This is a genomic window from Wolbachia endosymbiont of Drosophila tsacasi (assembly GCF_028982115.1).
Taxonomy (GTDB): domain Bacteria; phylum Pseudomonadota; class Alphaproteobacteria; order Rickettsiales; family Anaplasmataceae; genus Wolbachia; species Wolbachia pipientis_B.
In genome coordinates, this window is sequence record NZ_JAPQLJ010000041.1 from 1 (window position 1) to 21,988 (window position 21,988).

The 21,988-nt window shown below is 35.1% G+C and carries 19 protein-coding genes and 3 tRNA genes; 7 read left to right on the top strand and 15 right to left on the bottom strand.

The window, feature by feature from the left end; translation table 11 throughout:
* Nucleotides 1–426: 426 nt before the first annotated feature.
* The 8 genes from sucD to hemF form a co-directional block, all read right to left on the bottom strand.
* Complete coding sequence (gene sucD, locus OZD70_RS02480; protein ID WP_182183477.1) at nt 427–1,311, bottom strand: succinate--CoA ligase subunit alpha; 885 nt, start codon at nt 1,309–1,311, stop codon at nt 427–429.
* 3 nt (nt 1,312–1,314) lie between these two features.
* Complete coding sequence (gene sucC / locus OZD70_RS02485) at nt 1,315–2,466, bottom strand: ADP-forming succinate--CoA ligase subunit beta (protein WP_275020644.1); 1,152 nt, start codon at nt 2,464–2,466, stop codon at nt 1,315–1,317.
* Nucleotides 2,467–2,495: 29 nt separating this feature from the next.
* Nucleotides 2,496–2,696, bottom strand: a complete 201-nt coding sequence (rpsU, locus tag OZD70_RS02490) for a 30S ribosomal protein S21 (protein WP_182183481.1) — start codon at nt 2,694–2,696, stop codon at nt 2,496–2,498.
* Nucleotides 2,697–2,851: 155 nt separating this feature from the next.
* Nucleotides 2,852–2,925: transfer RNA gene (locus tag OZD70_RS02495), tRNA-Pro, on the bottom strand.
* Between the two features lie 225 nt (nt 2,926–3,150).
* Nucleotides 3,151–3,837, bottom strand: coding sequence for a 16S rRNA (uracil(1498)-N(3))-methyltransferase (locus tag OZD70_RS02500; RefSeq protein WP_275020645.1), 687 nt, complete (start codon nt 3,835–3,837; stop codon nt 3,151–3,153).
* A gap of 28 nt (nt 3,838–3,865) precedes the next feature.
* Nucleotides 3,866–3,937: transfer RNA gene (locus tag OZD70_RS02505), tRNA-Glu, on the bottom strand.
* Nucleotides 3,938–3,982: 45 nt separating this feature from the next.
* Complete coding sequence (locus OZD70_RS02510) at nt 3,983–5,305, bottom strand: hypothetical protein (protein ID WP_410543791.1); 1,323 nt, start codon at nt 5,303–5,305, stop codon at nt 3,983–3,985.
* Nucleotides 5,306–5,353: 48 nt separating this feature from the next.
* On the bottom strand, nt 5,354–6,178 hold the full coding sequence (gene hemF / locus OZD70_RS02515) for an oxygen-dependent coproporphyrinogen oxidase (protein ID WP_275020649.1): 825 nt from the start codon (nt 6,176–6,178) through the stop codon (nt 5,354–5,356).
* A gap of 160 nt (nt 6,179–6,338) precedes the next feature.
* Between hemF and OZD70_RS02520 the strand changes: the two genes are divergently transcribed.
* The 3 genes from OZD70_RS02520 (at nt 6,339) to OZD70_RS02530 (ending at nt 10,600) form a co-directional block, all read left to right on the top strand.
* The gene (locus OZD70_RS02520) at nt 6,339–8,825 is read left to right on the top strand and encodes a response regulator (protein WP_275020651.1); all 2,487 of its coding nucleotides are present in this window, start codon (nt 6,339–6,341) and stop codon (nt 8,823–8,825) included.
* An 84-nt stretch (nt 8,826–8,909) separates the two neighbouring features.
* A complete protein-coding gene (locus OZD70_RS02525) occupies nt 8,910–9,752 on the top strand; it encodes a ParA family protein (protein ID WP_182183490.1) in 843 nt (280 codons plus the stop codon).
* The gene (locus OZD70_RS02530; RefSeq protein ID WP_182183492.1) at nt 9,749–10,600 is read left to right on the top strand and encodes a ParB/RepB/Spo0J family partition protein; all 852 of its coding nucleotides are present in this window, start codon (nt 9,749–9,751) and stop codon (nt 10,598–10,600) included. The genes OZD70_RS02525 and OZD70_RS02530 overlap by 4 nt, the downstream gene beginning before the upstream one ends.
* A gap of 734 nt (nt 10,601–11,334) precedes the next feature.
* Here OZD70_RS02530 and OZD70_RS02535 read toward each other — a convergent pair.
* A complete protein-coding gene (locus OZD70_RS02535; protein WP_275020653.1) occupies nt 11,335–12,441 on the bottom strand; it encodes a collagen-like protein in 1,107 nt (368 codons plus the stop codon).
* A gap of 174 nt (nt 12,442–12,615) precedes the next feature.
* On the opposite strand from OZD70_RS02535, the gene OZD70_RS02540 reads away from it, so the two are divergent.
* On the top strand, nt 12,616–12,750 hold the full coding sequence (locus tag OZD70_RS02540) for a hypothetical protein (protein WP_275020655.1): 135 nt from the start codon (nt 12,616–12,618) through the stop codon (nt 12,748–12,750).
* Nucleotides 12,751–12,814: 64 nt separating this feature from the next.
* On the opposite strand, the gene OZD70_RS02545 is transcribed toward OZD70_RS02540, so the two are convergent.
* From OZD70_RS02545 to OZD70_RS02555, 3 genes are all read right to left on the bottom strand, one after another.
* The gene (locus OZD70_RS02545) at nt 12,815–13,414 is read right to left on the bottom strand and encodes a hypothetical protein (protein ID WP_275020657.1); all 600 of its coding nucleotides are present in this window, start codon (nt 13,412–13,414) and stop codon (nt 12,815–12,817) included.
* Between the two features lie 31 nt (nt 13,415–13,445).
* Nucleotides 13,446–13,631, bottom strand: coding sequence for a hypothetical protein (locus tag OZD70_RS02550; protein WP_275020659.1), 186 nt, complete (start codon nt 13,629–13,631; stop codon nt 13,446–13,448).
* 143 nt (nt 13,632–13,774) lie between these two features.
* Nucleotides 13,775–15,268, bottom strand: coding sequence for a hypothetical protein (locus OZD70_RS02555; RefSeq protein WP_275020661.1), 1,494 nt, complete (start codon nt 15,266–15,268; stop codon nt 13,775–13,777).
* A gap of 257 nt (nt 15,269–15,525) precedes the next feature.
* On the opposite strand from OZD70_RS02555, the gene OZD70_RS02560 reads away from it, so the two are divergent.
* From OZD70_RS02560 to OZD70_RS02570, 3 genes are all read left to right on the top strand, one after another.
* Nucleotides 15,526–15,598, top strand: a tRNA-Val gene (locus tag OZD70_RS02560).
* Between the two features lie 26 nt (nt 15,599–15,624).
* Nucleotides 15,625–16,521 (top strand): cation diffusion facilitator family transporter, encoded by an 897-nt coding sequence (locus OZD70_RS02565; RefSeq protein WP_275020663.1) that lies wholly within the window; start codon nt 15,625–15,627, stop codon nt 16,519–16,521.
* 52 nt (nt 16,522–16,573) lie between these two features.
* A complete protein-coding gene (locus OZD70_RS02570) occupies nt 16,574–18,451 on the top strand; it encodes a hypothetical protein (RefSeq protein WP_275020665.1) in 1,878 nt (625 codons plus the stop codon).
* Here OZD70_RS02570 and plsY read toward each other — a convergent pair.
* The 3 genes from plsY to OZD70_RS02585 all read right to left on the bottom strand — a co-directional run bounded on the left by plsY (nt 18,446) and on the right by OZD70_RS02585 (nt 21,977).
* Nucleotides 18,446–19,018, bottom strand: coding sequence for a glycerol-3-phosphate 1-O-acyltransferase PlsY (gene plsY / locus OZD70_RS02575; RefSeq protein ID WP_275020668.1), 573 nt, complete (start codon nt 19,016–19,018; stop codon nt 18,446–18,448). The genes OZD70_RS02570 and plsY overlap by 6 nt on opposite strands.
* A gap of 147 nt (nt 19,019–19,165) precedes the next feature.
* Nucleotides 19,166–20,632, bottom strand: coding sequence for an alanine/glycine:cation symporter family protein (locus OZD70_RS02580; protein ID WP_275020670.1), 1,467 nt, complete (start codon nt 20,630–20,632; stop codon nt 19,166–19,168).
* A gap of 1 nt (nt 20,633) precedes the next feature.
* On the bottom strand, nt 20,634–21,977 hold the full coding sequence (locus OZD70_RS02585) for an alanine/glycine:cation symporter family protein (protein WP_275020672.1): 1,344 nt from the start codon (nt 21,975–21,977) through the stop codon (nt 20,634–20,636).
* Nucleotides 21,978–21,988 lie beyond the last annotated feature (11 nt).

Genomic DNA, 21,988 nt, shown 5'->3' on the forward strand with positions numbered 1-21,988 from the left:
TTCGTGGTGGTATGACGGTCTGCGGCGGAATGACGGTTAAGTAATTCGTCATTCCGCTATGTGTTAGCGCCGTGACGGTATGACGTAGGATTGCTGTCATCCCGCTACGTGCTAGCGGGATTTCTTGTTAGCGGATGAGATACCACAAATGAATCGCGGTATGACGGTTCGTGGCGGAATGACGGTTAAGCAATTCGTCATCCCGCTGCTTGTTAGCGGGATCTCTTGTTAGCGGCTAAGAGATACCGCGGCGGTATGACGTAGGGCTACAGGTGTCATTCCAGCGCGTGACGCTGGAATCTAGTTCTTATTGTACATTTACTTGGTGTAGAGTTAAGTTTCCTGGATCCAAGTAGTCAGGGCACTGGGATGACACCCTACTGGTGGAAATTGCTCCTCAAATCACAACGTTCGTACAGTTGCGTTTTAGGTTAGGAACTGATGCATTACTTCCAAAACTTTTTTACCAATCACCGCAGGAGTCTCTGCAATTGCAATTCCAGCGCTCTGCATAACTTCTAGTTTTGCACCAGCACTTCCACCACTGGAAGAGATGATTGCTCCAGCGTGTCCCATACGTCTTCCTGGAGGTGCTGTTTGACCTGCTACAAAACCAACGATTGGCTTTTTAGTTTTTTCTGTTTTCACAAAATGTGATACATCTTCTTCTTCGTTTCCACCTATTTCACCAATAACTACAATACCATGAGTATCGTCATCTTTTAAAAAGAGCTCCATACAGTCGACAAATGTCATACCATGAACTGGATCCCCCCCAATTCCGATACACGTGGATTGACCAAGACCAACAGCGGTTGTTTGTGCTACCGCCTCGTAAGTTAAAGTTCCGGAGCGAGACATAATTCCTATGTGTCCACGCTTATGGATATGGCCAGGCATAATTCCTATTTTGCATTCTTCAGGCGTAATAATTCCCGGGCAGTTGGGACCAACCAATCGACTTTTTGAATCAACAAGCGCGCGCTTAACTTTCACCATATCAAGTATAGGAATGCCCTCTGTAATACAAACTATCAATTCTATTTTTGCATCCATTGCTTCAAGTATTGCAGCAGCAGCAAATTTAGCAGGTACATATATTACCGTAGCATTCGCATCAGTTTTTTCTCTAGCTTCTGCTACAGTATTAAAAACCGGTAAATTAAGGTGAGTGCTTCCACCCTTGCCAGGTGTTACACCACCAACCATCTTTGTTCCGTAGCAGGTAGCTTGCTCTGAATGAAACGTACCTTGTGCACCAGTAAAACCCTGGCATATTAATCTTGTATCTTTATTTACTAAAACGGACATGCTTTATTTTACCTCTTTTACTATCTTTTGCGCAGCTTCATCTAGCTCATCTGCAGCAATAATATTTAATCCCGACTCTTCTAAAAAATTTTTTCCTTCTTCAAAATTAGTACCTGATAATCTAACCACTAGAGGAACTTTAATGCTCATTTCTTTTGCAGCCGCAACAATTCCACTTGCAATAATATCGCAACGCATTATACCACCAAATATGTTAACCAAAATTCCTCTTACGTTGCTATCAGACAATATGATTTTAAATGCTTCAGTTACAGTTTCTTTACTCGCTCCACCACCAACATCCAAAAAGTTAGCAGGCTCTGCTCCGTAGTATTTTATTATATCCATTGTTGCCATAGCAAGACCTGCACCATTTACCATGCAACCAATACTGCCATCCATTTTGATGTAACTGAGCCCATACTTTGAAGCCTCTATCTCTTCTTTCACTTCTTCATCATAATCACGAAGTTCCATAATTTCTGGGTGACGATATAAAGCATTGTCATCGAAATTAATTTTCGCATCGAGCGCAATAAAATCTCCAGAATTTGTTTCAACCAGTGGATTAATTTCAATTTGGCTCGCATCAGTTGCAATAAACGCATCATATATATTTTTTGCAACATTTGTTATTTTTTCTATTTGTTCTGAACTCAAATTAAAACTGCTGCTTAACTTGCTGCTATCAAAACTTGTAGCAAGATCAATATCAAATTTCACAATTTTTGCGGGAGAATTTTTCGCCACTTCTTCGATGTCCATTCCACCTTCTGAGGAAAATATGAATATTGGCCTACTGAGCTTTGGGTCAATTACCAGGCTTAAGTAATACTCTTTCTTAATCCTTGAGCCTTCTTCAATGTATACTCTTCTTACTTGCTGCCCGCTTGGCCCTGTTTGATGAGTAACTAAAGTCATACCAATCATGTCTTTTACAAACTGTTGAGCTTCTTCAGCTGACTTTGCTAGCTTTACGCCACCGGCTTTACCCCTACCACCTGCATGAATTTGAGCTTTAACCACAAACACGTCAGATTTTAATTGACTTACTTGAGTCTTTACTCCTTCTGCAGATATAGTGACAAAACCTTTTGGCACCGGGACATTAAATTTATGCAAAACCTCTTTTGCTTGATATTCGTGAATATTCATAAAACAACCAATGATAAACTATTAAAAAATTACCAACCGTAACGCTGCTTTCTGCATTCTTGCTGGTGCCTCTTTTTTCTCGCTTCAGCTTTCTTTTTAGCTGTTTTTTCTGATTTTTTTTCATGATATTGTTTTTTCATTTTCAACCCTCTTCCTTCCTTTTGAATTGTTTTTTTCAATACTGGAAGAGCTCTGCCTACATCACCATAATGGACTGATACTTCAATCAAACTCTATACCTCCTTTGGTAATCATTTCAAAATTTATTTATAAATTAGAAAATTAACATTGTCAATTATTTTATAAACTTGAGCATTAAACTGCAATATGAACGAAATGCCTTTAAAAGCCCTACCTATTAAAAGCGTTAAAACTTCTGCTAGCATCGGGGCGGAGAGATTTGAACTCCCGACCCTTTGGTCCCAAACCAAATGCGCTACCAGGCTGCGCTACGCCCCGACTTCTTTACTCAGAGTATCAATAACTCAGGCAAAATGCAAGATTCATTTGTTTATTTTAGAAAAAATATAATATAAGATTTAATATTATTTTAGAATATGTTTTTTATTAGCTCCTCTTTAGTAGCAAACTGCTTCGCAGGCGGCCTATAGAGTTTGTACAGTTAGCGCGTGCAACACTGAATCAGATTTCTCTATGGCCCAAACCTTAGCCATATTTAAAAATCTAGCTACACCAATTGGTGAAAGTTAGTGCAGCAACCACAGCAGTATCGACCCTTAAAATTCTTTTTCCTAGACTCAATTTTTGACAAAACTTATCGGCAAGATCAAGTTCATAAGATGAAAAACCACTTTCAGGGCCAACAATAATAGCAACTTTTTTCTTACCTTTCAGCACTTTATCAGCTTTACCTGTTTCATCACATAAAACAAAATTTTTACTCTGGGAATCAGGTAACTCACAAAAGTTAATAGGAGGCAAAATCTCTGGTATACTCATCCTACCGGATTGTTCCGCAGCTTCGATTGCCTGTAATTTTGCTCTACTTAGGTTAATGTTTTTTACTACTGTACGTTCCGTTGAAATAAATTGAATGTAGGTTACTACCATTTCAGTTGCCTGTCTTACTATGTTGCCTAAAGCACCACTTTTTACCATGGCACAATATAAGTATAAATTTTCCTCATATTGCTGTTGTTTAGTGCATTCTTTGAGTGTAACTTTTGTTAATTTACGCGATATATTAACTACTTCCCCTAACCATTCTCCATCCTTTCCATTAAAAAGAGAGAGATTATCATACTTCTTAAGCCGCATTACATTGCAAATATAGTGACTTTGTTGTGGATCAAGTGCTAAACTCACGCCTTGTGATAAAGCTTCTTCAAAATAAAGCCTAATTTTTCCCATTCAAAACTTTAATTATATTCTACTTGAGTGACTCTTACGGGATTTGAACCCGTGTTACCACCGTGAAAGGGTGGTGTCCTAACCACTAGACGAAAGAGTCAATGCGAATTAACTCAAGTTATATTGATTATGCACATAAAGTCAATTATTTTATGACGCAAACGTCTTTCTCTATTCCATATTTAATATTCACTGAATTTATTTCAGATCTAGGAGTTTTAGATCCTAATTCTAATTGTTGTTCAACTTTTGTATCGGAATCATAGCCAGAATCGTAGCCAGAATCTCTACGCTCATATTTCTGCTTTATTTCTTCTACACTAAAACCAGCCTTGGTCTTAATTTTTTGATCATTAGTCTGTTGCTGACTTATCGGCTTATTAGCACTTAGCTTCACTTGCTCTTCCCAATCATTCACTTTATCCTGCACTAACCCATGGTAAGTTCCAGAATTGGCTTTTACATCTTTTGCTTTTCTTTCTGCTCTTTTCTTGGACAAATCTACCCTAGCATAAATAGGTTCCGACAACTGTTCTGGCTCTTTCTGTTTTAGGCTAGCAGGCTTTTTTTGTTCTGAAAGACCATCTATGGTGCAATAAATAGGTTCTTCTGATATACTCAAATAACCACTATCGTTCAATGATGAATTTTCAGTAGATTTTTTATGTGAATCATATATTTCAGCATAATCTGATACGCTCAACTCCTCTAATGAATTATTAACCTTAGCATCATACACCTCAGCATAAATAGACTCTTTTGAAAGAAAAATACCATGGCCAGTACTCTTTGACTCATACTCAAAAGTTCTAGGAGGTTTTTTAGGTGGTATTACATTGTTGCTTACCTCAGCGTACATAGTTATTGGCTCATATTCAAAGGTTCTAGGAGGTTTTTTAGGTGGTATCATGTTATCAACTGAGTTAGCCTCAAGTTTCAGCTTTACTACTTCTTTAAACTCATCAAAACCTTCTCTTTCTTTGAAAATGTTCAATATTTTTTCCTTTTCTTCAACATTTCGAGGGATTGCACCATTTATTACTAACTCACCAAGTATTAAACAACATTTTTCCTTATAGTCTTTGAGATACTCCTTGGCTAGGACCGGCATAACCTCTTTCTTATAAGCAGGTGCTCTTTCATATTTATAGATTACACTTCTTATACCGTCGCTGCCTATTGCATTAATGTTGGCGCCAGCATTAACAAGTAATTTCATTACATCATAATCAAGACTTTTTATTGCATATCCTAAAGCCTGATTTAAAGCTTGATTATTATTTATATCAAATGATCCTGTATTCTTGAAAGACATAGTCTTTGAAAAGAATTTTCTAAAACTATTTAGTGCATTGTAGAGACTTAGAGTCAGTTTAACACCTTTTATGTCATTGTTTTTGACAGATTTAATTAAAAAATTATCTATTATACCCATGATTATACCCCCGATATAAAAGCTCACTATCATGGTACAATTTTAAGCTATGATGATTTATTTTCTACTAATAGCAGCTCTCTATAACCACTTAACAAGTGGTGGCATTGACATCATAATTGCATCTGGATTGCCGTCAGTCATTAAACCAAACCTTGTGCCACGATCGTATAACAGATTGAATTCTACATATCTGCCACGTTTTATTAACTGATTTTCTCGTTGTTCTTTTGTCCAAGATTTTTGTATATGTTTACGTATGATGTGCAAATAAATTTCCAAAAAGGCTTCACTTACTGCTTTTGTGAACTCAAAATCATTTCTCCAATTGCCAGAACTCAGATTATCATAGAAAATACCACCAATGCCACGCGGCTCTTTTCTATGTGGTAAGAAAAAATAGTTGTTACATTGCTCTTTAAATTTTGGATAATATCCGGTGTCAAATCTATCACATGTCATTTTGATTGATTCATGAATATACTTGCAATCTTCTTCATTTTTATATATCGGCGTAAAATCCATCCCTCCACCAAACCATTGTTTTGAAGTATATATCAGCCTTGTGTTCATATGTGCTGCAGGGATAAGGGGCGATTGCATATGAGACACCAAAGATATACCGCTTGCCCAAAACTCTCCGTTACTTTCACTTGCACCAGGAATTTCATTAATGGCTGAATCTGCAAATTTTCCGTGTACTTTTGAAACGTTTACTCCAACTTTTTCAAAAACATTGCCAAAAATAATTGTAGATTCACCACCTCCACCACCTGGGCGATCCCACTTTCTTTTTTCGATCTTTGGCTCTGCGGATGATTGTTTTTCAATTAATAAGAAAGATTCTATGATCTTATCTCTTAGTGCACAGAACCACTCAAATGCTTGTGTTCTTTGTTTTTCCATAATATCCCCTCGCTAGCTTATTAACATTGTTATATCTGATATTTAAGGAACTTAACTAGATTTGGATGATAATTATCTATCAAAGACGTTAATAAATCTATAATAATTAAATCAATATAATAAAACATTTTCGTACGTGCAACGATGCCAAGTAACAATAATGAGTAAAAGATACATAGATAACAAAAAAGAGAACAGGGTTGACTTCATACTAAGAAATTATGGAATTTCAATTGTTGTGATGGCAGTTATTATGCTCTTACCTCCAGTAGCAATATCGATACTCTACTTTTTTGATATATATAGTCAGCATATTAATATAGAGATTAATTTATTAGTTAGCATTCTAACAACTCTCTTTATGATATATAATGTAAAACGCTACAGACACCTACTTAATACTATAGAATTTCAAAATGCAATATTTGCAAATGCACTAAATCATAATACAGAATTTTGCCTTATTTTACATAGAGATAAGGGTATTATTTATGCTGATGCAAGGTTCTACGAAAGGTTTAAAGATCATATAGATGATGACATTACGTTAGGCAAGATTTTTGAAATAGGAGATGTTTCAGAAGAAGACAAAAAAGCACTCTATCATGCACTAAAAAATAACTCTTCTGTACAGGTATGCATTTCCTTAAACAAGAAGAATAGAGTATCTAACTTTCTTTTGCTCTTTGAGCCGATACCAGATAATCCTCAAATTGCTATAAATAGTAATAAGATTTTAAATTTATCATTAGTGCCGATAGCAAGGCCAGATGGGTATTTTGTGTTAAAAGCAACACAGATAAACAAGGAGCAGGTATATGAAGAGTTAATAGAAAAACACAATATAGGAACTTACACTGCAAATGCCAAAGGGGTGATTTTATCTGTAAATAAAAGATTTTTAGACATATTTGAACTGAAAAAACTGGAAAAAGGTAGCTCAATCAGTGATTTTATATCTCAATCTAAATATAACAATACAACAACCGATAATGAAATTTTGTTTTTTACTATAAGTGGTATTCCATTCAAGGCTTATATGAGCACTGCTATATTTTGTGATAAATACAACCATAGCTATATATATGGCTTTATAACACCAACCGAATCAAATATTGTTGATTATCAATTACACCCTTGTTTCGCAAATTCATCAATTGCTATTGCACAATGTGACATAAACGGCAACTTTGTAAAGAAAAATACGGCACTAATAAAGCTTGCAGGGTCAGATAATAATTCAATCTTTACATTGATATTAGATAGTTATCATGTGAAAATACGTGAATATTTTTTGAGTAATAGAATAAATAATGCGTCCTTTGATGTACAGCTCAACGGCGATAATAACATAAAAATATATTTCAATAAGTTTCTTCATAATAAAATGATCTTCATACTTTGTTATTTTATTGACAATACTGAACACAAAAACCTAGAGATAAAGCTTGAGCATTATCAAAAGATGCAAGCTATAGGGCAGTTAGCAGGTGGTATTGCGCATGATTTCAACAATATATTGACTGGGATAATAGGATTTTGCGATTTGCTTTTACTCCAACATTCAGCTGGTGATCCATCTTTTGGAGATATAATACAGATACAGCAAAATGCAAAGCGTGGATCAAATTTAGTAAGACAATTGCTTGCTTTTTCAAGAAGACAGACCTTGCAGCCGAAAATTATTGATGTAAATAGTACTATAGCTAATCTTTATGAAATGATAAAAAGATTAATAGGTGAAAATATAAAGTTTAATATTTATTATGGTAGAGACTTGGGTGCTGTTAGGGCTGATCAAGGGCAATTAGAGCAAGTTATACTTAACTTAGCAGTCAATGCTAGTGCTGCTATGGAAAAGGGCGGAGAATTAATTATACGAACCTTTAATCAAAAGATTGACTCATTAAATTCTACATCTCAGGACATGTTTTCTCCAGACAAGGAAACGATCGAACATGGAAATTATGTTGTGATTGAAGTAATTGATACTGGATGTGGAATGACAAGTGATACAATTGAAAAGGCATTTGACCCATTTTTTTCTACCAAAGATATTACCTCTGGTACAGGTCTTGGCCTCTCTACTGTATATGGCATTATTAAACAAACTGAAGGATACATCTATGTTGCTAGCAAAGTAAATCATGGAACTAAATTTAGCATATTTTTGCCCATGGTTTACATATCAGATGAAAATCTGAGAGAGGAAGATAGTGAAGAAATAGAAAGACCGGTAGTAAGTGAAATTAAAGGTAATGGTATAATTTTATTGATTGAAGATGAAGATTCAGTAAAGGAATTCATTGCTAAAGCACTCAAAAGAAAAGGATTTGATGTAATAGAAGCGAGCATAGGCAGCGAGGCGCTAGAAATAATCAGTAAAAAAAATCAACATATAGATCTTATAATCACTGATGTAATCATGCCAGAGGTGAGTGGCCTAGAAATAGTTAAAGAAGCATTGATCCATAGGCCAAATATCAACATTATTTTTATTTCTGGGTATGCAGAAGAGGCTTTTTTAAAGAGTGGTGACATTAATATAGAAGATTTTCACTTTTTGCCAAAACCATTCACTCTGAATAAATTAGGAAATAAGGTTCAAAGTGTGTTACACAAAGCAAAAAAGACAGTCCAATTTTAGTGTGATTAGCAACAAAAAAGTTTTCTAATGCAAAAGTTTCTTGCATATATACAATAGAATTATTTTATACATAAGATAAAAGGCGTGAGCAAGATTATTGCAATAGTAAATCAAAAGGGTGGAGTTGGCAAAACCACAACTAGTATAAATTTATCGACAGCCTTTGCTGCTGTGGGAAAAAGCACTTTATTGGTAGATCTTGATCCTCAAGGAAATGCTAGTACCGGACTCGGGATTTCTTATCGTAGTAGGGAAGAAAAAAATATATACAAAATACTACTGAGCAGCGAAAATAAATTGATAGAATCGGCAATTTTCAATATAAAGGAAATTCCAAATTTATCACTAATTTCGTCAGTAGTTGATTTATCAGCTGCAGAAATTGAATTATCACAACTTGAGCGAGGAAAATTTGTGCTAAAAAGCGCATTAGAGAAGATACGCGATAATTATGAATATATAATCATCGATTGCCCTCCATCTCTTGGGCTTCTAACCATAAATGCTTTGACTGCTGCTAATTCTATTATTGTTCCTCTTCAGTGTGAATTTTTTGCTCTGGAAGGATTAAGTCATTTAGTTAAAACTGTAGAACTGATAAAAAGGAATAACCTAAACCCTTTTTTGGCAATAGAAGGGATCGTGTTAACAATGTATGACAGGCGCAACAAACTCAGTGAACAGATTAAAAACGATATTTGCCAGTATTTAAATGATAAAGTATACAAAACTATCATCCCATTGTATGAGACTGTTATTCCACGTAACGTACGGTTATCAGAAGCTCCTTCTCATGGAAAACCCGCTATTGTGTATGATCTTAAGTGCCCTGGTGCACAAGCATATATAATTTTGGCAAGGGAAATTTTGAAAAAGCACGCGAGCAGTTGTAAGGAGAAGAAGCTAGTGAGTGAGGGCGTGGTATGAAGGATGATAGGCGCCTCGGCAGAGGTCTTGCTGGTCTCATAGGCGATAATTATGATAATAAAGAAGATCGACAAGAGTATTTGCCTATTTCATTACTGCACCCAAGCAAATTTCAACCGAGGAAACATTTTGACGAGGAGTCATTAAGAGAACTTGCAAATTCGATAAAGAAAAGTGGCATTATACAGCCTATCGTGGTACGCAAAGATTCAAATGATGATGGTTACGAAATAATAGCTGGGGAACGTCGTTGGCGAGCAAGCAAGATTGCAAATCTTGATAGTGCACCCGTTATCATAAAAGATCTGAGCGACAAGGAATGCTTGGAAGTATCCATTATTGAAAACATACAAAGGCAAGATATTAATCCAATAGAAGAGGGTGAAGCATATAAGAGACTGATAGATGAGTTTTCCTATACACATGAAGAATTAGCTTCAACTATAGGCAAAAGCCGCAGTCACATAACCAATATGATTCGGATGTTGTCACTTTCCTGTAGGGTGAAAACAATGATCAACGAAAAAAAGCTATCTATGGGACATGCAAGAGCGTTGATTAATGTTGAAAATGCGGAAAGTATTGCAGAAAGAATAGTTTTTCAGGCCTTAAGTGTTAGACAAACTGAAAAATTGATAAAAGACTTACAACAAAATAATGATCAAAAAGAGCATAAGTATACTAAAAATCAAGATATGGCAGTACTAGAAGGTGCTATATCTTCTCAACTTGGTTTAAAGGTCAAAATTAATGACAGTAATTCTAAGGGTAAAGTTATGATACGGTATAATAATCCAAATGAATTGGATTTAATATTAAAAATTTTAAATAGGAAACTTGAGTGCTAGTAGAGCAAAAAGATAATATAAAATACAACTGTTGGTGTCACCCAAGTAGCCCGCAGAAACGAAAAAACTTACTTGACAAGCCTCGCCAGCCCCCTTATCATGAAAGTGAAGCTATTTATTTATCTTCTCTGTACAGATTAAATGACAAAAAAACTCACGTATCTGGCGTCTCATGTTTAATTTTTTGCACTATGTGCACCTTATGTCTTTATAAAACTTCTACCTACATAAGCTGAAACGCGCTTATAAAGCGTTTAAAACATAAAAAAACGCCAACTTAAAAAATGGATAGTGAATAACTAGCCACCCTAGGGTTTCTTTTGCCTTTTTTTCTGTTTAGTAAATTTCTTAACGTTTATAATTTAGATTAGTTGCATTTAAAAGCGGCTGAATCGCGGTTATTAAGCGTTTAGAATAAAAAAACGCCAATATTTTGAAGTACATATAAATAACTAGTTAACCATGGGGCTTCTTTTGCCTTTTTTTCCGTTTAGTAAATTTCTTGATACTTATAGCTAAACGACAACCGTTATCCCGCTGCTTGTTAAGCGGATGAGATACCGCGAATGAATCGCGGTATGACGTAGGGCTACAGGTGTCATTCCAGCGCGTGACGCTGGAATCTAGAAAAAAAAGAAGCTGGATCCCAGTGTCTGGGCACTGGGATGACAGGAGAAGGAGGCGCTGGAATGACATTGTGGGGTGTTATCCAAGTAGCGTGACTACTTGCTGTATTACCAAGTCCAATTAAGTGCAGCATCATCACTTGTTGGAATTTCAAAGGATGGTTGTGACATTACTTCTCTCACAGCACTTTGGAACTTTGGATTGCTTGAGACAGCTATCTTTTCAATATCGTCTATGAATTTAGCATTTTTTGCAACTTCAGTAGCTAAATCAGCAGCTGTTGGTGTTATTCCTTTTGCGGCTAAGAAAACCTTTGCTGTTTGGTTATTGGTACTATCATACGGTGCTGTTTCTTTACTACTAAGAAATCCTCCTAACTTATCTACTAAAATTGATTTGTTGCCATCTTTTAAACCAAGTACCTTTCCTGCTACAGCTGGTGTTTCAAGTTGAGAAATTTGAACAACTTTGTCTGCGAGCTTGTTTAAAATAGCAGTAACTTTAGCATCATCTAAATTGGTACCATCAGCATCAGCTTTATTATCTAGGTCAGTTTTCTTAGCAAAAGTAGTACCTACTTTTGTTTCAGAGATTTTATCATTGCCATCTTTAGCATCGAATATAGCTTCAACAACGTCTTTTTCTGCAGCTTTTGTTTTAAGATCTGCAGTTTTAACGAATGCAGTATCGGCAGCTGTTTTAGTGTATACCTTATCGGTAAAAACAGAAGAAGCAGTTATAGAATCCACAACAGCTTTTTCTGCAACTTTTGTTTTAAGTTCTGTAGCTTTAACGAATGCAGTATCAGCATCTGTTTTAGTATAAACATCTGCAGTATTAGCTTTATTATCTAGAGCAGATATATCTGCTTTCTTTCCTAGCTCAGTATTGACGTAATTCTTGTCAGCTTCGTTAGTTAGAGCGGCTGTGTCAGCTTTTTTTGCCAATTCATCATCTACATTTTTTTTAGTGTAAACATCTGCAGTATTAGCTTTCTTTCTTAGCTCAGTATCGACGTAATTCTTGTCAGTTTTGTTAGTTAGAGCGGCTGTGTCAGCTTTCTTTTTCAACTCATCATCCACACCTTTTTTAGTATATATACCTGCATTATTAGCACCTTTACTGAGTTCCGTTATCAATTTTCCTAAAAAATCTCCGTTAGTTGCAAGGTCTTCTATTGTATCTATTGTACTCAATTTGTCACTCAACGCCATATCACCCTCCGTTAATTATAAAAACCATAGAGTGCATAAAAATAATATAATTTCCGTAAATGCTAGATTTTGCATAAGATTTCCTTGAAACTTGTTGTTTCAGAATTCTCCTCTTGTAATCCAAGTGTGTAGCAGATGATGTGATGCAAGTAGCTGACACTGGTTTGATCGAAAATGTTGTATAGTGCACAATCAATTTTTCTGGATCCAAGTAGTCAAGCTACTTGGATGACAAGGGAGGGAGGCACTGGGATGACAGGAGAAGGTACTGGCCTGACAATCGTCATCCCGCTACTTGTTAGCGGCTAAGAGATACCGCGAATGAATCGCGGTATGACGTGTTGCTTGGGTCAGCTATACTTGCTTCCCTGTATTAGATGTAGGCCGAGTTATGATCGTGATAAACATGATCGCTTGCACAATCGAACATTTTCACAAAGCCATTCTCTAGATAAAGATTATATTCGAGATGTTGATCTGATAATACAATATTATCTTGCTCCCCTAAATTGAAATGACTTGAATCTGACAGCAATTCGTAATTTGGATTATCTATTTTACTAATGCTGCTTATTACTTTGCCATTACCACTTGATATAGCTAAACTATAACTATCACCATCCTTCATTATCTTGATGGACACCTTATCTTCAGGTAACACTATAAGTTTCTTTGTGCCACTATCGTGGATTACGAATTTGCCTTTTTCAAAATAGTATTTGTCTTCCGGCAAAGCACCAACCTTATATCCTGATTCAGCCAATTTGTGCCAAAACTTTAACACAGATTGCTTTTCTGCTCCTTCCGCTCTATCATACAAGGCTTTCACATCATTATAATCTATCGTTACATTTGCCTTGTGTTTTCCTTCTGAACCTTGATCATAGCTCTTTTCTATTTTCAAGATTGTGTCTTTTAGAATAATTTTTTCTTCATTGTGCTCATGTATTAGTGGTCTTTTAGGTGCTTCCAAACCACGCAATGAACCAGTGGTAGCTCTGTCTTCATTTACTTGCTCTATTTACTTGCTCTTTTGACTGCACTTCGTGTTCTTCGTCTAGTCGATCAGATTGAATATGATCAGACTCAATAGTGTTATCCTCAGTGCTTGAGTTAGTTTTTACCCAATTAGAAAACCCTTCTCCTTTTTGGATTTTCTCTGCTTCGCTTTGGTAGATTTTTTGCATCATCTCCTTGAAATAAAAACGACCATTCAGAGTTTTCCTATCTTCTGTTGCTGCATAAAGTAAATTATCAATGAAATTTGGATAAGTTTCTTCGATATATGCAATAACTGCTGCACCTGTTTGATAAGGATCGATGGCTCCTTTAACTATTCCTCTAGAGTATATTCCTTGTATTCCTCATTAACAAGTTTTGCGAAATCAGCCGGTTTTTCTCCTTCTGTTAGGTGTGTAACATATTCTGCTAACCCTTCCATTAAAACTTTACCAAGATCGAGCTTAGAAGTTAAGTAGAACGTTAACGCATGGACAAACTCATGCTTAATAACATAATTATAATCGTTATGATCGATTTTTCCATCATGGGTGAAATCACCATTATTCCTAGCTTTTTCAGCATGAGAGTACATATTACTGATATAGTTATTGTCAGAGGATTCTGCTGCACCACCACCTGGTATGTGAACGTCATGACCGCCACTTAAATATTTCTGATAGCTCTCCTTATTTTCAAACAGGAACAGCCTAAAATTAGCAACGTTTCCATGCGTTAGAAGTGGATTGTTATCTTTCTTTATTCCAAAGACTTCATTGAATGTTTTTACAGTTTCTTCTAGTGATTTTAGGAGACCTTCATTGTTGATAACACCATCGTTGTTTTGGTCAGTCAGATCTTCAAAACTTTTGTCCTGAAATAGGTCAATGTTTAGATTAAACTTATTGTCAGCATTGTCATCAGTAACGTTTAGATTTATTCTACCTTGGAATGTTAAACCTGTTTTTTGTTCATAATACTCACTTGACCTTGTTTCCTCCTGAACTTTTTTTATCCCTCCGAATTCACTTTCTGTTGGAGGTGTTATATCATACTTATTATATATCCCCTTAATTTGATCAATATTCATACTGGTGTGAACAAGTTCTTCAGAGATTTTCTCATATAATACATTATACTCTACATTTGTATATCCCTTATTTGCCGGATCGCTTAGCCATCCCTTGAGATTTCCCTCTGGATTATCTCTTAGCCAAGCTTTAAGCTCCTGATCGTAAGAACTATTTTTCAAATATTCTCTCATACTGTCTTCGCTTGACTTTGATCCATCAAGATTTTCAAGAACCCAGCTTCTTATAGATCCTTCCACCATCTTTTTGTATATGAATTTATAATACGCATCTGAATCCACAACGTAATTTTGGCAATCTTGATGGTTGACTGAATCCGCCCTTATATATGAAGCTTTAATATTAATCTGATCAGCCATATATCCGTGATCATGGGTTTTTACTGAATTTGTTTCGTAATTTACATAACATTTTGTGTCTTCCTTTGGTACAAGAGTAAGTAATTCATCCGTTGTAAACAAAGGAATACCTTTTTCCTTGCAGAAGTCATTTATTTCCTGAGTGGTAAAAGGTTTTTTTATCATCTTCTCAGAAATTTCATAATATAGTGAATTAAATTGCTCCACTGAAACATCCCCGTGAGCTTGTTTTTCACAAATCAATTTATAAAAAGCATGGTCATTTGTGATCTTTACGTCTTCAACAGATTGATCGTTTGCTCTAACCCTACCTGTTGTTTGTAACTCGTTCTTTATAACTCTAGTTTTACTATTTTGTATTGACATATAATTAGACATTTTACCCTCCATTTCATATTTAATTTTCAAATATATGTTTCAATATTAATATGATCTCTACTAAAAAAGTGTGAATTTTTATATTGGCATAATCTATATCTTAGTGAAGAAATATAAGTAATTAATTTAATATGAACAATATAAGATATAGCTTGACCACAAAAAAAATCTAAATTCTAACGTTACATTAGGATAGGGTAAGAATTTAAAAGCAAATTGACTTTTATTCCACCAAAGCACTATACTAAAACCACGATGGGTAATTAGCTCAGTTGGTAGAGCACTTGCTTGACGTGCAAGCGGTCGCTGGTTCGAACCCAGTGTTACCCACGTTTTTGTTCATGAAAAGATTTTATATGACAGCAGTGCATAACGGCAAACACTCAGCAGCGCAGTCCAAGCGCTTAATCTATTCCATAATAATAGTTGCGATAACAATGCTTATGGAAATAGCAGGTGGAATAATTTCACATTCGCTTGCTCTATTATCAGATGCAGGGCATATGCTTACTGACCTCTTTGCCTTAGTTTTAAGCTGGTTAGCACACAAATTTTCAGCTAAGAAATCTGATTTGCAAAGGTCATACGGGTATCACCGGTTGCAAATAATTGCAGCATTTGTTAATGGTTTAACTTTATTCTTTATTGCAGTAATTATTATAATTGAGTCAATAAAAAGATTTATTTTTCCGGTAAATGTTGAGTGGAAAGTAATGTTAGTAATTGCTACACTTGGCCTGATCTCTAATATCATAGTCTTTTTTATATTACATAGTAAATGCGAGAGCAATATAAACATAAAAAGTGCTGTACTACACGTTATAGGAGATATCTTAGGTTCTGTAGCTGCTATACTTGCATCTGTAATCATCATGCTTACTGGATGGCAAATGGTGGATCCGATTTTATCGGTATTTGTCAGTGTAATCATTTTGAATAGTGGCTACAAAATTCTAAAGAATTCTTGCCACATACTTCTTGAAGGCACACCTGAAGGGATATCTACTGAGGAAATAAAAAGTAAGATCACATCAGAATTACCTGAAGTGATAGATGTGCACCACATACATGCATGGTCACTGTCTGATAATTATTTTATAATTACCATGCATGCCAAAGTAAAGCAAGATGCACAACACACTGATATTTTGTATGAGATAAAAAAAATACTATTAAATAGGTTCGAGATAGCACACTCTACAGTCGAGATCGAATACGATGAGTGTGCGGATAATAAAATACTTAAACATTGACGTTTTAAATTATTATGCTATTACTAGAGTGTAATGATGTAAAAGGTAGGCTATGATAGGCATTTTTCAACTGCAATTTCCTTCAAAAGATTCTAGTAGACTGAAATTCGCTAGTTATTTTGGAAATCTCGTTGCGTTAAGTATTTTAGTTAATCCTGCTAACGCGTTCTTGTTCTTTGCTACTATATTCTTTAGAGCTGAGATAAAAACTTTTTACACTTACAAAGAAATAAAGGCCGCAAAGCGTGAGAAAATAACCAAAAAAGACTATTGGGAGATATTTTTTAAGAATAACATGATAAAGCTAGTATCTTTCTTCTTGTTTTCAGCATTTATAACATATCTCACTTTTACAACTACTTTCTTACTAATTTCGTTTCTGGCAACGATACCACTCGCAATGGTGTTAATTCTATTGCAGAGTGAGCTAAGACCAAAAGATTTTAACCCATTTACGCTGCTTAAAGCTTCTATAAATTTCTTTTTGGAAGGCGTAAAAGAAAATGTACGAGCTAGCGTTAATAAGCTCGATAATGCTTATGAACATTTACTCCCTCATCAATTAAATGATGATATCATTAAAAATATTGATAAATTAAAAGATAAGTATGGTGAACAAGTACCTGAAGACGTAATCAAAAACGATGAATATATTCAATTCATTAGATATATAGATAGTTCATATGAGTTTAGTAATGAAGATAAAGGAAGAGTAATTGCATTTTTAAATGACTTTTGCAAAGATGATCAAAAGCATAGCTCTGGTTTCACAGGTGGGCAGATTTTACTTCTAGTTCTGAGAGCCTGCAATGATGGAGATAGAGAAGCTGCAAAAAATAAAAAAGACGCGTTAATTACAAACTTGCTTGATAGCCAAACTTTCTCTAGAAAAGAGCGTATTCCTAACACCTGCTTTACCGGTATTGTTTATAGGATGTTAAGTACATTAGAAGGTACTCATCCTGATCCGGAAATTAGATTTACTACTCCACAGCAAATATCAATTTCAGAGGCAGAAAATGAAGCACGTAAGTTTATGTTAGACAGGTTAAAAAACAAGAAAAACAGTAAAGAAATTCTTAAGGCTTGGCATACAGTTCAAAATAACCATAAAGATAATGAAAATCAGAAGATAGTTGATGATTTTATTTCAGAGGTAAGTATTCCTTTAATGAGAAAATTATTGAGTTTTTTTTCTCAATATAGTGAACAAATTGTGCTGACGTTGATGAAAAATATTAGCTCTATAGGGTTAAATAAATTACAATGTTTTGAGCTGGTTCAGCACATGAGAAATAAACTGCAGGAGCATGGTTTAGGTGATCAAGAAAGTTTACTCGAAAACATCGGAGAAAAAGTCTTTCTAGAGCTTTTAAACCAAAATTTACTCAAGACAGATTTTTTCCTCAAGGGTTCGTCTTTGGATGAAGCTAAGAAAATAGCTGACACAATAATAGTGGAAGAAGTGAAGGAATTTAAATTAAAAGCTGAGGGGACTATTGAGGGTCAAGTGGTTAGGATATTAGATGGATTAAGGTTTCTACCACAAGAAAAAAAACTCTATAGAGTATATTCAGAACTCAGTCGAAATAACGAAAATGATAAGGAAAAAATAAAGAAAATTTTGCAAGAAAGGTTAGAAGTAACAAAAGCAGCAATGGATGAAATGTTAAAAGAAGGAGCTTCACATAAGTTAGAGTTAGAAATTGAAAGTGTATATGAAGGAAATAAAGATCACGTTACTCAACTTTATAAAAAAATAAAAGAAGCGAAGCAAAGATTTATTGAAGATGGTCTTTTGACAACACAAGAAATAGATAAAATAGTAAAAGAAAGAATAATAACTTTGAATAATGAAGCAAGGATAATACCATCAAGCAATTTATCTCGTGGTTTAAGTATTAGTAATTTAACAACACACCACTTATAAAAATTTATGCTCCTTCCCTTGCAGAAGATTCACAATGTTTCTGTAGTGCTTCAAGAAAATCAATATTGCTATAACCAATAGCACAAAAAGTAACTCCTTTTGAAGAAAGAATGATGCTATAACAGTTACTGCAGTAGCCGTCAAGGAAGCAAGGGAAGAATATCGAAAGGTAAAAAACACTGCTAGCCAAACAAATATAAACACTAATGCCACAGGTATGTTAAACGCTATCAACACTCCCAGAGTTGTTGCAACTCCTTTGCCTCCTTTAAATTTTAGCCAAATAGGAAACATGTGCCCTAAAACTGCTAAAATTGCAGATACATATATATAAAAATCGTTATTATCACAAAATTGTTGTGCTATATAAACGGCGATGAATCCTTTCAAGGAATCCAGAAATAATGCCAGAGCAGCAAGACATTTATTTCCTGTTCTTGCAACGTTTGTAGCGCCAATGTTGCTTGAACCTACTTCTCTTAAGTTTATCCCTTTCATTCTTGTAATGATTAAGCTAAACGGTATTGAACCTAATATGTAGGATAGTGTAAGGACTATAACTAACACAGGTAAAATTTACTGATTAATAATCGCAAAATTTCGTCATCCCGCTGCTTGTTAGCGGGATCTATGCTGAGATACCGCGAATAAATCGCGGTATGACGTAGGGAAATCTCACTTATTATAGCTATACCTCTCCGCATATGCCAAAATTTAATTAATTTTATTATTCCTCAGCCTTTTTAGGTAGCACTGAACTTCATCGTTAATCTGATTACTAAACAGTATAAGCGCTGTCATGTTGATGAGAGCTAAACAAGAGAACAAAGTTCCACCGATATTGGCAATAGCCATTATATCTTTAGAAAGACCAGAAAAAAACGCTACAATTATTACTGCTATGCGGTATATCACTATACTTTTTGCACCGAATAAATATAGCCACCCCATTTCACAACAATATACAAACGAAATTACTGAAGAAAATGCAAACAAAGGTGCAGCTATGGTTAAAAGTATAGGAAACCATGAAGAAACAGTTTCAAATGCCTTTTGAGTGATTAATATCCCTTCACCAACACTAGTCTGGTATGCACCTGTTATTACTATCGTTATTCCAGTTAAACAGCAAGTGAGCATTGTATCAAAACACGGTTCTATCATAGCAACAAGCCCAGTTCTTACTGGTTCTTCATCTTTAGTTGTTGCATGAATAATTGCAGCAGAGCCGACACCAGCTTCGCTGGCAAAAATTGCTCTTTGAATTCCAGCAACAAATGCTCCTACCATCCCTCCGCCAACAGCATTAAAATCTATCATGCTGGAAAATAATATCTTAAATGTGTGACCAAGATTGTGGATATTAAATCCAATAATAATAAGGCAGCTACATATATATATGAGTGACATAATAGGCACTAGTGCAGAAGATACTCTAGCTATCCTTTTAATTCCGCCAATAATCACTAGAGCAAGCAGCGCAGAGATTATGGAAGAAAGAAACAAAGAGTGACCATCTACCCAACTTGAATAGCCAGATAATATTGAAACCATTTGGTTGGTTTGAAACGCTACACTTCCACCAAGACCTGATAATACAAAGAATACTGCATATATTGCAGCTAAAACAATACCAAGTTTTTTAAATCCAAATTCCTCCAGACCATTCTTTATATACTGAAAGGGACCACTAAACAATTGCTCCTGATCTTCTGTTCTATGTCTAAATGCTAAAGTCACTTCGGCAAATTTTGCTGACATACCAAAAAAACCTGTAATCATCATCCAAGGCACCGCTCCTGGCCCTCCCATTGAAACTGCAATTGCGACTCCAGCAACAGTTCCAAGGCCTACTGTGCTTGAAAGTGCAGTCATAAATGCCTGAAAATGCGTAATATGACCATCATGGTGATTCGTGTCATATTTTCCACATAAAATAGCAAACGCATGCTTAAACATTCTTATGTTGAGAAACTTAAAGCGTAAGGTTAAAAACACATAACCAAAGGATAGTAGAAGAAGTATGAACGGTATATAAAAGATTTTGAAAAACAGCACTTCATTCATGAAGTTATTTATTCCATTCAACACAGCGTCATAACTTCCGTAAAAACCTGAAGCAGCATACGCATCATTAAATAATAGGCAAAATAACACCATACAAAGTAATCTATAAATCATGTTAATATCCTTTAGAATTGTAATAAGAATCTATTGTATTCAAAACTTCTCTTCTCAGTAGATATATTGCAACAGCATTTGGAATCATAAGGCACATGAACAAACTGTCGCCTAGGTAAGATATAAGTTCTATATTTTTCGACATACAACTAATATACACTGAAACCACTATAAGAATTTGGAACGGTATCAGTATTTTTTTATTACCAAATAAATACAGCAGAGCAACTTCACAGTAGTAACAATAAGCTATTATTGTAGAAAATGCAAAGGAAAACATCATTAGCGGAAAAACTAACTTGCTGAACAAGGGCAAAGCTGTTGAAAATACCAAGCTAATTAATGTAATATCACCCACGTTATCAGTGCTATGCATACCAGTGATAATTATCACAATACCAGTCAAAAATGAGATTAATATTGTATCTATAAGTGGTGCAATCATTGCAACGCACCCAACTTTAATTGGATCTTCTTCTTTTACAGCTGAATGTGCTATAGCTGCTGTTCCGGTACCTGCTTCGTTAGCAAACACTGATCTTCTCACTCCGGCTATTAATCCGCTCAATACTCCGCCTCCTATAGCTGATTTGTTAAAGATGTCTTGGAATATTATGGATAAAGCATTCAGCAAATTACTTCCGTTCATACAAATTAAATATATACACATACCCACATATAGCACTATCATGATTGGTGCTAAACCTGTTGAAACAAAAGCAATACGCTTTATTCCTCCCAATATTACAATTAAGACGAGCAGGGATATAATAACAGATGCATTGTATTCAAAGAGGTTGGTTGATAATGCTGCAATTTGATTTGCTTGAAATGGTATGCCGCCTAAAATCATTGTAATAAGCAGCATAATCGCATAAGTAAGGGCAAGAAATCTACCAGTTTTTGCAAATCCAATTTTTGCAAGCCCGTACTTCATGTAACAAAAAGCCCCGCCAGTTGCATTTTCAGAGCGATAGGTAAATGCAAGCACCACCTCGGCAAACTTTATCGACATACCAAGTATTCCGGTAATTACCATCCAAAAAACTGCACTTGGCCCCCCTATTGTGATAGCTATTACAACTCCTGATATTGTTCCAAGACCAACTGTTCCTGAAATTACTGTTGCAAACGCTTGAATATGAGTGATTATGCCATTGTTATTGTGATTACACTTTAGATTGAATAGCGTCTGTATTCCATGCTTGAACAATCTAAAGTTAGTGAATTTGAATTGGATGGTACAAAAAACTCCAGTTGCAATTACCCAAATAATTATAAATGGAATGTTGAATATCTTTATGTACAGAAATGAATTTAACAGTTCACTTATTTTTACAATCATGTTGCTCACTA

What these genes read in the sequence shown, in the direction of transcription:
- sucC (WP_275020644.1), bottom strand. Translation starts at nt 2,466, where the DNA reads ATGAATATTCACGAATATCAAGCAAAAGAGGTTTTGCATAAATTTAAT.
- OZD70_RS02555 (WP_275020661.1), bottom strand. Translation starts at nt 15,268, where the DNA reads ATGTCTAATTATATGTCAATACAAAATAGTAAAACTAGAGTTATAAAG.
- OZD70_RS02540 (WP_275020655.1), top strand. Translation starts at nt 12,616, where the DNA reads ATGTTGTATAGTGCACAATCAATTTTTCTGGATCCAAGTAGTCAAGCT.
- OZD70_RS02550 (WP_275020659.1), bottom strand. Translation starts at nt 13,631, where the DNA reads ATGATGCAAAAAATCTACCAAAGCGAAGCAGAGAAAATCCAAAAAGGA.
- OZD70_RS02510 (WP_410543791.1), bottom strand. Translation starts at nt 5,305, where the DNA reads ATGATAGTGAGCTTTTATATCGGGGGTATAATCATGGGTATAATAGAT.
- hemF (WP_275020649.1), bottom strand. Translation starts at nt 6,178, where the DNA reads ATGGAAAAACAAAGAACACAAGCATTTGAGTGGTTCTGTGCACTAAGA.
- sucD (WP_182183477.1), bottom strand. Translation starts at nt 1,311, where the DNA reads ATGTCCGTTTTAGTAAATAAAGATACAAGATTAATATGCCAGGGTTTT.
- OZD70_RS02585 (WP_275020672.1), bottom strand. Translation starts at nt 21,977, where the DNA reads ATGATTGTAAAAATAAGTGAACTGTTAAATTCATTTCTGTACATAAAG.
- OZD70_RS02520 (WP_275020651.1), top strand. Translation starts at nt 6,339, where the DNA reads ATGAGTAAAAGATACATAGATAACAAAAAAGAGAACAGGGTTGACTTC.
- OZD70_RS02535 (WP_275020653.1), bottom strand. Translation starts at nt 12,441, where the DNA reads ATGGCGTTGAGTGACAAATTGAGTACAATAGATACAATAGAAGACCTT.
- OZD70_RS02570 (WP_275020665.1), top strand. Translation starts at nt 16,574, where the DNA reads ATGATAGGCATTTTTCAACTGCAATTTCCTTCAAAAGATTCTAGTAGA.
- OZD70_RS02500 (WP_275020645.1), bottom strand. Translation starts at nt 3,837, where the DNA reads ATGGGAAAAATTAGGCTTTATTTTGAAGAAGCTTTATCACAAGGCGTG.
- OZD70_RS02580 (WP_275020670.1), bottom strand. Translation starts at nt 20,632, where the DNA reads ATGATTTATAGATTACTTTGTATGGTGTTATTTTGCCTATTATTTAAT.
- OZD70_RS02530 (WP_182183492.1), top strand. Translation starts at nt 9,749, where the DNA reads ATGAAGGATGATAGGCGCCTCGGCAGAGGTCTTGCTGGTCTCATAGGC.
- OZD70_RS02565 (WP_275020663.1), top strand. Translation starts at nt 15,625, where the DNA reads ATGACAGCAGTGCATAACGGCAAACACTCAGCAGCGCAGTCCAAGCGC.